Source organism: Microbacterium ureisolvens (assembly GCF_015278315.1).
GTDB lineage: Bacteria > Actinomycetota > Actinomycetes > Actinomycetales > Microbacteriaceae > Microbacterium > Microbacterium ureisolvens.
This window is the reverse complement of record NZ_JADIJE010000010.1, coordinates 1-12,368: the sequence shown is the minus strand read 5'-3', so window position 1 is coordinate 12,368 and position 12,368 is coordinate 1. Positions and strand designations below refer to the sequence as shown.

Sequence of the window (12,368 nt, the reverse complement as noted above, 5' to 3'; positions counted from 1 at the left end):
CGCACACGGCTGAGCGCGCCTGCCATCAGCGGCGCGCGGCCTCATCACTTCACGGCGAGCATGATCTCGACGACCGCGTCGAGCACCGCATCCACCTGCGTCTCGCGGTAGCCGCCGCGCTGCATGCGGAAGGCGACCGCGCGCACCTGCTCGACCGTGACGGAGTCGCCGTTCTCGAGATATCGCGCGAGCTTGTCGGCGACGAGGTCGACCTCGGCGATCCGGTAGCCGTAGCGCAGGAGCGATACGCGGTCGAAGCGCTCCTTCTCCGGCCGCGAGAGCCGGTCCAGCACCTCCTGCGCGAGTTCGCGGGTGTGGCCGACCCACGCCCGGACACCCGACGCGGCCAGAGCCGTCGAGCGCTCGCGCGCGGCGAAGGCGTCCTCGATGCGTCCGAGCGCGGCGTCCACCGAGGCGATCGCGTACCCGTGGCGCACGAGGGGGAACGCGACCTGCCGGATGTCTGCCGACGTGAGCTCGTCGCTCCCGTTCTCGAACGCGGCCCGCGCCCGGTCGAGGAATTCATCGACGGGCTCCTTGTCGTAGCCCTTCTCCCGGCCGCGCGCCTCGGGGAACGACGCTCGCGCCGTCGTCTGGGATGCCGTCATGATGCCACCAGCGGAGTGAAGAGGTAATAGAGGCCCAGCGCCCCGACGACCGACAGGAGGATCGAGTCGAGCCGGTCCAGCACGCCGCCGTGCCCCGGGAGCCAGGAACTCATGTCCTTGATTCCGAGGTCGCGCTTGATCATCGATTCTCCCAGGTCGCCGACCGTGGCCGTGAGCAGGATGACGATGCCGAAGATGACGCCCATCCACCAATCGATGCCGAGCATGAAGATCCCGGCGAGCACGCCCGCGATGATCGCCGCCGCGGTGGCGCCGGCGAAGCCTTCCCAGGTCTTCTTCGGGCTGATCCGAGGAGCCATCGGGTGCTTGCCCATCGTGATGCCCGCGACGTACGCGCCGGTGTCGGACGCGACCGCGACGATGATGAACGAGAGCACCCAGTACTGCCCGTCCTCCTGCTGCAGCAGCACCAGGCAGAGGCTCCCGAGGAACGCGACGTACAGCTGCAGGAACGTGGCGATCAAGACGTCGCCGAGCACCGTGGCGTAGGCGCGACCGTCGTTCGCCGCCATCTGCGCCACGAGCCGCCAGACCACCACGAACGCCAGCGCGACGAACAGCACGACCCAGTGGAACCACGAGCTCGCGAAGTAGCCCGACAGCACCACCGCCGCGCCGGCGAGCAGCTGCGGCACCAGGTCGACGCGCCGTCCGCTTACGATCAGGGCGCGCGAGAACTCGAAGATCGCCAGGAGTGCTGCCGCGAGGGCGAACGGCACGAATGCCCACTTGACGAACAGGAGCGAGCCCAGCAGCACCGCCCCGATCGCGAGTGCGATGAGGATGGCGAGGATGAGATCGCGTCCCGTGCGCTCCTTGATGCGCTCGTTGGCCTCTTCGAAGTCCGCCCTGGCCTGTGCGACCTGGCTCTCGAGCTCGCTCCGGGCGGCGCGCAGGTGCGCCCCCAGCGCCGGGCCGGTGTCATGCGGCTCGGCGGTCCGCCGCGCCTCGCCCGCCTCGCGCCGCGTTTGCGGGGAGGCGGGTTCGTCGCGTCGAGGCGGCTCGGTTGCGTCGGTCATGGACAGACTTCAGACCTCGAGCAGCTCGGCCTCTTTGCGCTTCAGCGCATCGTCGATCCCGTCGACGTGAGCCCGCGTGATCGCATCGAGCTCCTTCTCGCCGCGGGCCAGCTCGTCCTCGCCGACCTCGCCCTTGAGCGCGTCGATGTCGTCCTTCGCCTTGCGGCGGATGCCGCGCACGTGCACCTTCGCGTCCTCGCCCTTGCTGCGCACGAGCTTGACGTACTCCTTGCGACGCTCCTCGGTGAGCTCCGGCATGGTGACGCGGACGAGGTTGCCGTCGTTGGTCGGATTGACGCCGAGATTCGGGATGTCGCGGATGGCCTGCTCGATCGCCTTCAGCGCCGACTTGTCGTAGGGCGTGATGAGAAGCGTGCGGGCCTCGGGGTTGTTGATCGACGCGAGCTGCGCGAGCGGCGTCGGGCTGCCGTAGTAGTCGACGAGGACCTTCTGGAACAGCTGCGGGTTCGCGCGTCCGGTGCGCACCGTGGCGAAGTCCTCCTTCGCAGCCTCGACGGCGCGGTCCATGCGCACTCCGGCATCGGCCAAGACGTCCGCGATCACAGTGTCTCCTTCGCGTAGATGGGGCTGGTCAAGTGTATCGGCGGGAGGGCGGTCACGCCGTGACGAGCGTGCCGATGGTCTCGCCCAGAAGAGCGCGGGTCACGTTGCCCTCCGGCTCCATCCCGAACACCCGCATGTCCATCTTGTTGTCCATGCAGAGGCTGAAGGCGGTCGAGTCGACGACCTTGAGTCCGCGCTGCAGCGCGTCGAGGTAGGTGATGCGGTCGATGCGCGTGGCCGAGGCATCCTTCTTCGGATCCGCGGTGTAGACCCCGTCGACGCCGTTCTTGGCGACCAGGACCTCCTGCGCGTCGATCTCGAGCGCGCGCTGGGCGGCCACCGTGTCGGTGGAGAAGTACGGCAGGCCGGCCCCGGCGCCGAAGATGACGACGCGGCCCTTCTCCATGTGACGCTCGGCCCGGCGCGGGATGTATGGCTCGGCCACCTGGGTCATCGAGATCGCCGACTGCACGCGTGTCGCCGCGCCCGCCTGCTCGAGGAAGTCCTGCAGGGCGAGGGCGTTCATCACCGTGCCGAGCATTCCCATGTAGTCGGCGCGGCCTCGGTCCATGCCGCGCTGGCTGAGCTCGGCGCCGCGGAAGAAGTTGCCGCCGCCGACGACCACGGCGATCTCGACCCGGTCGACCGCGGCCGCGATCTCACGGGCGATCTGGCTGACCACATCGGGGTTGACCCCGAGCTGCCCTCCGCCGAACGCCTCGCCGGACAGCTTCAGAAGGACGCGGCGGCGTCCGGTGTTCTCGTTGATCACTGTGGTCCTCTCGTCTACGACAAACTACCGAAGGGCATGAGAAAAGGCCCGCACCGGGTCGCCGGTGCGGGCCTTCTCAAGGTGTCAGGCGCCGACCTTGTAGCGGGCGAAGCCCGTCAGGGTCAGACCGGCGTCCTTCGCGACCTGCGCGACCGACAGCTTGTTGTCCTTCGCGTAGTCCTGGTCGAGCAGCGAGACCTGCTTGAAGAACGCGTTCACGCGGCCCTCGACGATCTTCGGGAGGGCGGCCTCGGGCTTGCCCTCGTTGCGCGAGATCTCGGTGACGATCTCGCGCTCCTTCTCGACGTCGGCCTCGGGGACCTCGTCGCGCGAGAGGTACGACGGGTTGGCGAACGAGATGTGCTGTGCGAGGCTGCGAGCCGTCTCGGCGTCGTCGCCCGAGTAGGCCAGGACGACACCGACCTGCGGCGGCAGGTCCTTGCTGGTGCGGTGGAGGTAGATCTCGAACTTGTCGCCCGAGAGCGTGTTCACGCGACGCAGCTCGACCTTCTCGCCGATGATGGCTGCCTCGTCCGAGATCAGCTCGGCGACCGTCTGGCTGCCGGCGGGCGCGGCCAGGGCGGCCTCGGCCGAGTCGGCGTGGGCGGCGGCGGCGGCGTCGAGGACCTTCTCGGCCAGCGCGATGAAGCGGTCGTTCTTCGCGACGAAGTCGGTCTCGGTGTTGAGCTCGATGATCGTGACCTGACCGTCGACCTCCTTCGCAGCGACGAGACCCTCGCTGGTGGAGCGGTCGGCGCGCTTGGCATTGCCCTTCGCACCCTTGAGGCGCAGGATCTCGACGGCCTTCTCGAGGTCGCCGTCGGCCTCCTCGAGAGCCTTCTTGGTGTCGACCATGCCCGTGCCGAGCTGCTCGCGCAGCGCCTTGATGTCGGCGATCGTGAAGTTTGCCATGGGTGGCGGCTCCTTGGTTGTGTGAGTTCTCGTGGATGCCTCGGCGGGACCGTCCGAGCCTTCCGGCCGGACGATCCCGCCGAGGCGGAGTGTGGGTGAGACTTACTCGGCGGTGGTCGCCTCGGCGGACTCGGTCGCCTCAGCGGACTCGGTCGCCTCAGCGGCCTCGGTCGCCTCAGCGGCATCGGCGCCCGCCTCGTCGGCGGCCGACTCGGTCGCGGCGGTCTCGACGGCGGCGACCTCGGTCTCGACCGCCGCGCCCTGCTCGAGCAGCTCGCGCTCCCAATCGGCCAGCGGCTCGGCGTCGGCGGCCTCGTCGGTGGGCTGGTGGCGCTGGATGAGGCCCTCGGCGGCGGCGTCGGCGATGATGCGGGTGAGCAGGCCCACCGAGCGGATCGCGTCGTCGTTGCCGGGGATCGGGTACTGGAACTCGTCGGGGTCGGCGTTGGTGTCGAGGATGCCGATCACCGGGATGCCGAGCTTCGAGGCCTCGTCGATCGCGAGGTGCTCGCGCTTGGCGTCGACGACCCAGATGGCCGACGGGGTCTTCTGGAGGTTGCGGATGCCGCCGAGCGACTTGTGCAGCTTGTCGAGCTCGCGCTTCTTGAGGAGGAGCTCCTTCTTGGTGAAGCCGCTTGCCGCCGGGTCCTCGAAGTCGAGCTCCTCGAGCTCCTTCATGCGGGCGAGGCGCTTGGACACCGTCGAGAAGTTGGTGAGCAGACCGCCGAGCCAGCGCTGGTTGACGTAGGGCTGGCCCACGCGGGTCGCCTGCTCGGCGATGACTTCCTGCGCCTGCTTCTTGGTGCCGACGAAGAGGATGGTGCCGCCGTGGGCGACCGTCTCCTTGACGAACTCGTACGCCTTGTCGATGTACGTCAGCGACTGCTGCAGGTCGATGATGTGGATGCCGGAGCGCTCCGTGAGGATGAAGCGCTTGACCTTCGGGTTCCACCGGCGGGTCTGGTGTCCGAAGTGGACGCCGCTGTCGAGCAGCTGGCGAATGGTGACGACGGCCATGGCCGTTCTCCTGTTCCGGCGCGTGCGCGCCTGTTGCGGTTGTTCTCGCGCCGGCAGGGGCCGGCGAGCCTGGTGCCCGGCTCAATCCCACCCCGGAGCACTGGTGAGCGCTCGCAGGGACCGTTGGGATTGGATGCCGCGCCGCGCCCTTCGTCAGACTCGGGGCTTGCGGCGCTGTGGGCACGCGGAGTCACCCCGACATGCGGAGTGCGCATCCAGTGTATCAGCAGGCGGGGTTCCCGCCCCTCCTCCCCCGGGACCACCGGACACGCGTTCTCCACCGGGCGATGGCATCCGTCCCCGTTCACATCGAGGCGGGTCGAGGGTCGGAGCATGAGAACGGCCGGGAGAGATCGACGACGGGGTGCGGGCAGGCGCGTCGGGGCGGTGCTGGCGACGTTCGCCGTGGCCGTGCTGCCAGGCGCCGGGGTCGCTTCGGCGGGCGCCGTGCTCACCTATGGGACCGGGGCCGACGGTGGGACGGTCGCGGTCGCGTCTGGATGGACGTGGCCCGTCCACCCCTTCCGGCTCGAGCAGGTCTTCGTCGCGCCGGCCCACGAGTACGGACCCGGTCACCGCGGCGTGGACCTTCGGCCGCTGAGCGAGACCGTGGTGCGCGCACCCGCCGGCGGTGTCGTCGCGTTCTCAGGAGGGGTCGCGGGTCGCGGCGTCCTGACGCTCGATCACGGTTCGGGCCTGGTCACGACGCTCGAGCCGGTGGACTCCGAACTCGCGGCGGGCACGCCGGTCGCAGCCGGGGAGCCGGTCGGATCGATCGCGCTCGGCGGACACACCGCCCCCGGCGCCCTGCACTTCGGCGTCCGCCTGGACGGCGAGTACATCAACCCTCTGGTGCTGCTGGGCGGCGTGCCGCGCGCCGTGCTGCTTCCGTGCTGCTGAACGCCGGCGCGTGGTCGAGATTCCGCCCCAGCCCGGGGTCGGAACCGCTCCGGCGCTGAGCGGATCGTCAGGCGCGCGGATGCGCCAACCGGTACGACGCCGCGAGCCGCTCGCTGGAGACGTGCGTGTAGATCTGCGTCGTGCCGAGGCTCGAGTGCCCGAGCATCTCCTGCACCGCACGGAGGTCGGCCCCGCCGTCCAGCAGATGGGTGGCGGCAGAGTGCCGGAGCGCATGGGGGCCGACGTGTTCACCCAGCTCAGGACCGAGCTCGCGCGCGACGAGGTCGTACACCGCGCGGGAGCCGAGCCGGCCGCCGCGCGCACCAAGGAACATCGCGGAGGTCGGGGCGTCGTCAGGACGGCGGGCCACGAGCGCCGGGCGACCACGGACCAGGTAGGCGTCCATCGCCCGCAGCGCCGGAAGGCCGAACGGCACGACACGCTCCTTCGCCCCCTTGCCCAGCACGCGTGCCGTGTGCCGACCCCGGTCGACATCGTCGACGTCGAGCCCGCACAGCTCCGACACACGCACCGCGGCGCCGTAGAGCAGCTCCAGCACGGCGTGGTCGCGCAGGGCGATCGGGTCGCCGCGGGCGGCGGCGTTCTCCATCCGCGCCAGCACGTCGGCGAGGGCGTCGGCGGTCGCCACCTTGGGCAGCGTCCGGCCGCGCTTGGGGGCGACGAGGCGAAGACTCGGGTCGGCTGCCAGGAGGCCGGCTTCCGTCGCCCAGGCGAAGAATCCGCGGACGGCGGCGGTACGGCGCGCGATGGTCGCCCGGCTGTCGCCCCGCTGCACCGACTGCCACAGCCAGTCGCGGAGATTCTCGAGGTCGACATCGTCCAACGCGATGTCACCGCACGCCGCCGAGAGGCTCGCGAGGTCGGCGCGGTACGCGCGCACCGTCGCGGGCGAGAGCCGCCGCACGTCGGCCAGCTGCCGCAGGTACTTCTCGGCGGCCTCGAGGATCTCCACGTCTCTACCTTGCCCCGCCGGCGCGCAGACGTCGCCGCGACGCACCGCAGCGTCATCCGGTGTGGCCGCGACGCACCGCAGCGTCATCCGGTGTGGCCGCGACGCACCGCAGGGTCATCCCGTGTGCCCGCGACGCAGCGCAGCGTCATCCGGTGTGCCCCGGCGACGTCGGTCCTCCGGCGGGCTCTCAAACCGCTCTGTCGACGATTCGTGCTCATCCCGCCGTGGGGAGCAGCCTCCATCCGTCCGGCCCCGACTGCACGCGGCCGTCGAGCTGGAGCAGCCCGAGGAGTGCTCGGACGCCGTCCGCCGCCATACCGGCTCGCCGCGCGACCTCCTCGACGTCGCGCCACGCCCGAGTGCTCAGGGCGTCCTGCACCCGCGTCGCGTCGTCGGTGTAGCCCGACCCGGGGGTCGTGCCGGCGGCGTTCGCCGGCGGGAGCCCGAGGAGCTCGCGGACATCGTCGGCGCTCGTGATGCACTCCGCGCCGTACTCGCGGATGAGGCGATGTGCTCCCGCCGAGGCGGCCGAGGTGATGGGGCCCGGCACCGCGCCGAGAGGTCGTGACAGCGCCGCGGCGTGTCCTGCGGTGTTGAGCGACCCGCTGCGCCAGCCTGCTTCGACGACCACTGTCGCCATCGACACCGCGGCGATCAGGCGATTGCGCTGCAGGAAGCGCCATTTCGTGGGCGCGGAGCCGCAGGGCACCTCGCTCGCCACCACGCCGTGTCGCGCGACGTCCTCGATGAGCTGAGTGTGTCCGGCGGGGTAGGCGCGATCCGCGCCGCCCGCCAGCAGGGCCACCGTCAGGCCGCCCGCCGTCAGGGCGGCACGATGCGCGGCGCCGTCGATGCCGTAGGCACCGCCGGAGACGACGGCGATGCCGTGCCCGGCGAGGTCGGCGGCGAGTTCCATCGCGACGTGGTCCCCGTAGCGGGTGGCGGCGCGCGCCCCGACGATCGCCACCGACGCGTGCGCCATGCCGAGGGCGGCCGCGTCGCCGCGCACCCAGAGGCACAGCGGTCTGTGACTGCCGAGGTCGTCGAGCTGCGACGGCCATTCCGGATCGCTCCGGGTGAGGAGACGCACCCCGCGCGCAGCCGCGACGCGAAGCGAGTCGGCGACCGCGCGGGCGGACAATCGCGGCATCCAGCGCTTCCGGCCGTCGGCGAGCTCGCGGGGCGTGACTTCGTCGAGCGCGCCCTCCGAGAGGACGGCTTCGAGACCGGCCACGGCCCCGCGCGCAGCGACGATCCGCCCCGCGACGGAGTCGCCGGGCTCGGTGATCTGCGACCAGACCGCGGTGGCGTAACGCTCCAGCGACTCGTCGGCTCCCAGCGCGAGCCCCAAGGGTGCGAGGGCTCGTTCTGCGCTCCCGCTGGTCAGGTCGAATCCCGTCACAGCGCCAGACCCTTCTTGAGATAGAGCGCGCGCCCGACGTGTTCCGCGCTGAGCTGCCCGCGCCCCTCGATGTCGGCGAGCGACCACGCGACCCTCAGCACGCGGTCATAGCCGCGCAGCGTCAGCGCGCCCCGGTGCAGGGCGGCGTCGAGCGGGCGGCGCACGACCGGCGACGGTGCTCCCGGTCCCTCGCGCAGCCAGCTGCCGGGAACGTCCGCATTCACCCGCCACGGTGTGTCCTCCAGGCGCCGCGCGGCTCGGGCGCGCGCTTCGATCACACGCGCGCGAGCGGTGGCGGTCGACAGCGCGGGTCCGTGATCCCGCTGCGCGACCGACACGCGGGTGAGCGTCAATTCGATGTCCATCCTGTCCAGCAGCGGCCCGGACAGCCGCCCGAGGTACCGGCGGATGGCGGCCGGCGGGCACGTGCAGGTGCCGCCACGGATGCCGTAGTCGCCGCACGGACACGGGTTGGTCGCGAGCACCAGCTGGAAGCGCGCCGGGTACTCCGCCATCGCACCGGCCCGGTGGATCGTGATCGACCCCGACTCCAGCGGCTGGCGAAGCGCATCCAGCGCGCTCGCCGCGAACTCTCCGGCCTCGGCGAGGAATCAAGAAAACACCCTAGTGATATTGTCAACTATGAGTAGTTCTTCCATCCGGCGCGCAGCGATCTATCTTCGCCAGTCGCTCGACCGCGCCGAAGGTATCGAGGCCCAGCGCAAGCGTTGCACGGCCCTGGCCGACGCGAAAGGCTGGCCGGTTGTCGCGACGTTCACCGACAACGAGGTTCGAGCCTCGGGTGAGCGCGGCGAGGGAACCGACTGGCACCGAATGCTCAGCGGCATCGGGCGCGACTTCGAGGTGATCATCGCGGTTGACCTCGATCGGCTCGTTCGAAGCACGAAGGACCTCAACAAGCTCGTTGACCTCGGAGCACAGGTGGTCACCGTCGACGGCGAGATCGACCTCGCCTCGGCTGACGGTGAGTTCCGCGCCACGATGATCGCGGGCATCGGTCGCTTCGAGACGCGCCGCGCGAGTGAGCGCCAGCGTCGCCACAAGGCGGCGAAGGCTGAGCGCGGTGAGTGGCACGGTGGGATTCCGCCCTACGGATACCGCGTCGAGGGCGGTCGCCTCGTCCCTGCGCCGGATGAGGTTAAGCGCGTCAAGGAAGTTGCCCGGAGATTGCTGAGCCTCCGCGAGCCGATGCATGCCATCGTCACCGACTGGAACAACCGCGGCATCCAGACCCGCAAGGGGAATCACTGGCGGCAGGCGAACCTGCGGTCGATCATGCTCAACCGCTCGATGCTCGGAGAGACCAAGGCGGGCGTCGTCGGCTGGGACCCGATCATCGACGCCGAGACCTTCGACCATGTGACGGCGTTGCTCACCGACCCCGCACGGAAAGTCACCCACTCCCCCGGCGTCAAGGGCGGCAAGTACTCGATGGGCGGCGGACTGAGCGTATGCGCGAAGTGCGGCAAGCCGCTCGTGACGAACACGAAGTCAGGCAGGGCGGAACCGTCCATTGGCTGTCTCGCCCGCGTACACGGTCCGAGCCCGCACCACCCGCGCGTGGAGCGGGTCACGACTCGCAACGGCGAGAGGGTCAAGGTGATGCAGGACACTGGCAGGGTGACCATCCGTCACGACCTCCTCGAGGCGTACGTGTTCGAGCAGGCCATCGCTCGCCTCAACGACACCGCCTACTGGCAGAAGCGCAAAGCCGAGCAGGACCCGGACGCCGAGAACAAAATCGCCGCGCTCAACGCCCAGCGTGAGCGCCTGTCTGAGCGCCGCGCCCGAGTGCTGGAGATGTACGAGGACGGCGACCTCACCCGCACGGAACGGCGCTCGCGCCTGGATGCGATCGAGGCCGAGTCCGAGCAGATCGGCAAGGACATTCAGAAGCTGATCGGCTCGCCCGACATCGAGAGCGCATTCGGCGGGCGAGACAAGATCCTCGCCGGGTGGCCTAAGTGGACGCCGGGTCAGCGCCGCCAGTTCCTCCGGCTGCTGATCGAGCGCGTCGTGGTCGATGAATGGCCCGAGGGTCTCCCCCGCACGCGCCCGCAGTTCCGCAACGAGTCCGACGAGGACTACGCCGGGGCTCGGGACGCGATCCTGCGTGAGGCCGTCGAGCGACGCGTCGAGATTGAGTGGCGCGCGTGATCGCGTATGTGTATGCTGAGCGGACTGGTCTGAGCCGCCAGCCCTAGGGGAAGGCTCCACAAGGACAGCAGTAGCAATGAACATTCATTGCTCCTGATGTCCTTTTCCTTTTGGACTCGGGAGCGCCCAACCCAAAGGGAACATCATGACTATCAATCTCGAACTCGACGGCGAAGTGAAGCGCGAGCGCGGCCTTGAGAACCCGCCTGACGGTCACTGCCACGACGAGGGCCACATCTTCTGCTTCTCCGTTCACATGGCCAGCGACGGCGGCGGCGTGCACACGACTCCGGACGGTCGTCACGGGGTGGACGTACGAATCAGTCAAGTCACCTCGCTCGGGAAGGACTATGACGAGGAGACACAAGACCTTCTGATGGATCTCGCCGCGAAGATCGGTCTTCCGAACGAGACGAACCTCCAGGCATGGGAGGGCGTTTTGGCGGTGATCGCCGCCTCGCGGTGAATCTGTAGACGCGCCTACAAGCATCTGAGGGCCGAGGGTGATCGAATCAATCGACCCTCGGCCCTCAGTGTCGGAGCGGCGCCTAGGACGCCTCTGCGAGTGCGGATTCGGCCTTGTCGAGGCGCTGAATCAACTTCTGGACGCTCGCCGGGTAGAACTGCTTGCCTCGCGGCGGGGTGAAGCCCAGAGCGTTGAGCTCGGCGGCGATCTGCGAGACGGTCTCGCCTCGACGGCGGGCGCGGTCGATGTACTGGACCTCCGGGGCGTCGAGCGGCACGAGGGCGGGCCGGCCGACCGACTTGCCCTGGCGCTTCAGTTCGGCAAGGGCGGCTTTCGTGCGGTCGCTGATCGTGCGGCGTTCCCACTGGCTCAGGTTGATGAGCATGTTGGCGAACATCTCGCCGTTGGTGGTCGCCGTGTCGATGTCGAAGTCGAGCGCGGCGATGGTCCAGCCCTTCTCGCGGAACTGCTTGAGCGTCGCGGCGAAGTCGGCAACGTCGCGGCTGAGCCGGTCGAGCTTCGTCACGACAATGCCGTCAGCCTCCTTCGCCGTGAGCATCGCGAGCATCTTCGCGCCGCCCTCTCGCTCAGCGATGCAGGTTCGCCCGCTCACATCGGGGTCGGTGATCCACGCGACGATCTGGCACTCGCGGTACGCCGCCCACCGCTCGATCAGGTCACGCTGGGCGTCCATGCTGAGGTCTTGCCTGTCCGTCGAGACTCGCAGGTAGGCGATGATCCTGCGGCCCTTCACGGGGCTCATCGGTCGATGCCTTCCAGGACTTCGGAACGGTGAGCCGAGTCGTCGCAGAGGGCCTTCGCGTTGTCGACGGCTGCCTCTTCGAGGATGGCGACGCACCGTGCCGTGTCGTTCGCGGTGTTGGCGATGGTCACGGGAATCGTGATGGCGAGGAACGCGAGGACGACTGCGCCGATCACCGCGAGCGTGATCGCGTTCGCCTTGCGTCGCTTGCGGGAATTCTCCAACGCGCCGACCTGCTTGATGGTCTCGCTGAGGTTCGAGTCTGTCGTGTTCATGGTCTTGCCTTTCGTATGGTGGGTGAAGCAGGGACAGGCTTGTTAGTGGCTCGCCTGTCCCTGCCCTGATGTCCCGCCGTGCAGTTAGTGGCTGCGCGGTGAGTCTGTGAGCGAGGGCACGGTGCCTTCGAGCAGGCAGTACAGGTCGCCCTCAACGTGTTGAAGCACGGCACCGGAGGTTGGGTGAGCCGCCGTGTACAAGTAGTCGCCCTCTTCGAAGGCGACGGACCAGCCTGCGCTCATGAGCGCGAGTGCGAGCGTGTCGTCCGCACCGCCTGGAAAGAAGGCGTCTCCGCTCGAAGGTGGCTCGAACCGATCGAGGATCAGCTTCAACCCTGCGAAGGTCGAGGGCCGTTCGGCACGGATGGTCGCGAGGGTGGGGACTGCTGCACGGATCGGTGACAGGTTGTAGTCACGCCGCCAGTGCGACGGTCGTGTTCATGATGGTCTCGAACTCGATGGGGGTCAAACGGCCCAGGCGGCGCTGACGCCGCCGTC

General features: G+C 69.3%; 13 protein-coding genes and 1 pseudogene. 3 read left to right on the top strand and 11 right to left on the bottom strand.

Annotation, left to right across the window (positions count from 1 at the left end; genetic code table 11):
• Positions 1–44: 44 nt before the first annotated feature.
• From IM767_RS14955 to rpsB, 6 genes are all read right to left on the bottom strand, one after another.
• Positions 45–608 carry a DivIVA domain-containing protein gene (locus IM767_RS14955; RefSeq protein ID WP_109211130.1) on the bottom strand — a complete coding sequence of 188 codons (564 nt, stop codon included), beginning with the start codon at positions 606–608 and terminating at the stop codon, positions 45–47.
• Entirely contained in the window at positions 605–1,648 is a 1,044-nt protein-coding gene (locus IM767_RS14950) for a phosphatidate cytidylyltransferase (protein ID WP_109211129.1), read from the bottom strand. The genes IM767_RS14955 and IM767_RS14950 overlap by 4 nt, the downstream gene beginning before the upstream one ends.
• Before the next feature lie 9 nt (positions 1,649–1,657).
• Positions 1,658–2,212, bottom strand: a complete 555-nt coding sequence (gene frr, locus IM767_RS14945; RefSeq protein ID WP_109211128.1) for a ribosome recycling factor — start codon at positions 2,210–2,212, stop codon at positions 1,658–1,660.
• A gap of 52 nt (positions 2,213–2,264) precedes the next feature.
• Entirely contained in the window at positions 2,265–2,984 is a 720-nt protein-coding gene (pyrH, locus tag IM767_RS14940) for a UMP kinase (protein WP_109211127.1), read from the bottom strand.
• Between the two features lie 84 nt (positions 2,985–3,068).
• Positions 3,069–3,896 (bottom strand): translation elongation factor Ts, encoded by an 828-nt coding sequence (gene tsf, locus IM767_RS14935; RefSeq protein ID WP_109211126.1) that lies wholly within the window; start codon positions 3,894–3,896, stop codon positions 3,069–3,071.
• 102 nt (positions 3,897–3,998) lie between these two features.
• A complete protein-coding gene (gene rpsB / locus IM767_RS14930) occupies positions 3,999–4,913 on the bottom strand; it encodes a 30S ribosomal protein S2 (RefSeq protein WP_109211125.1) in 915 nt (304 codons plus the stop codon).
• A gap of 333 nt (positions 4,914–5,246) precedes the next feature.
• On the opposite strand from rpsB, the gene IM767_RS14925 reads away from it, so the two are divergent.
• A complete protein-coding gene (locus IM767_RS14925; RefSeq protein ID WP_109211124.1) occupies positions 5,247–5,813 on the top strand; it encodes a murein hydrolase activator EnvC family protein in 567 nt (188 codons plus the stop codon).
• A 67-nt stretch (positions 5,814–5,880) separates the two neighbouring features.
• Here IM767_RS14925 and IM767_RS14920 read toward each other — a convergent pair whose 3' ends face one another.
• The 3 genes and pseudogenes from IM767_RS14920 to IM767_RS14910 all read right to left on the bottom strand — a co-directional run.
• Complete coding sequence (locus IM767_RS14920) at positions 5,881–6,786, bottom strand: tyrosine recombinase XerC (protein WP_239453390.1); 906 nt, start codon at positions 6,784–6,786, stop codon at positions 5,881–5,883.
• A gap of 214 nt (positions 6,787–7,000) precedes the next feature.
• Positions 7,001–8,188, bottom strand: coding sequence for a DNA-processing protein DprA (gene dprA, locus IM767_RS14915; protein WP_109211122.1), 1,188 nt, complete (start codon positions 8,186–8,188; stop codon positions 7,001–7,003).
• Positions 8,185–8,799, bottom strand: a pseudogene (locus IM767_RS14910) (ATP-binding protein); the annotation flags it as partial. The gene dprA and the pseudogene IM767_RS14910, both read right to left, overlap by 4 nt.
• A 31-nt stretch (positions 8,800–8,830) precedes the next feature.
• On the opposite strand from IM767_RS14910, the gene IM767_RS14905 reads away from it, so the two are divergent.
• Together IM767_RS14905 and IM767_RS14900 are read left to right on the top strand one after the other, a co-directional pair.
• Positions 8,831–10,366, top strand: coding sequence for a recombinase family protein (locus tag IM767_RS14905; RefSeq protein WP_109211121.1), 1,536 nt, complete (start codon positions 8,831–8,833; stop codon positions 10,364–10,366).
• A gap of 145 nt (positions 10,367–10,511) precedes the next feature.
• Positions 10,512–10,832, top strand: coding sequence for a hypothetical protein (locus IM767_RS14900; protein ID WP_109211120.1), 321 nt, complete (start codon positions 10,512–10,514; stop codon positions 10,830–10,832).
• A gap of 82 nt (positions 10,833–10,914) precedes the next feature.
• On the opposite strand, the gene IM767_RS14895 is transcribed toward IM767_RS14900, so the two are convergent.
• Both IM767_RS14895 and IM767_RS14890 read right to left on the bottom strand, forming a co-directional pair.
• On the bottom strand, positions 10,915–11,595 hold the full coding sequence (locus IM767_RS14895; RefSeq protein ID WP_109211119.1) for a recombinase family protein: 681 nt from the start codon (positions 11,593–11,595) through the stop codon (positions 10,915–10,917).
• A complete protein-coding gene (locus IM767_RS14890; RefSeq protein ID WP_109211118.1) occupies positions 11,592–11,870 on the bottom strand; it encodes a hypothetical protein in 279 nt (92 codons plus the stop codon). The genes IM767_RS14895 and IM767_RS14890 overlap by 4 nt, the downstream gene beginning before the upstream one ends.
• Positions 11,871–12,368 lie beyond the last annotated feature (498 nt).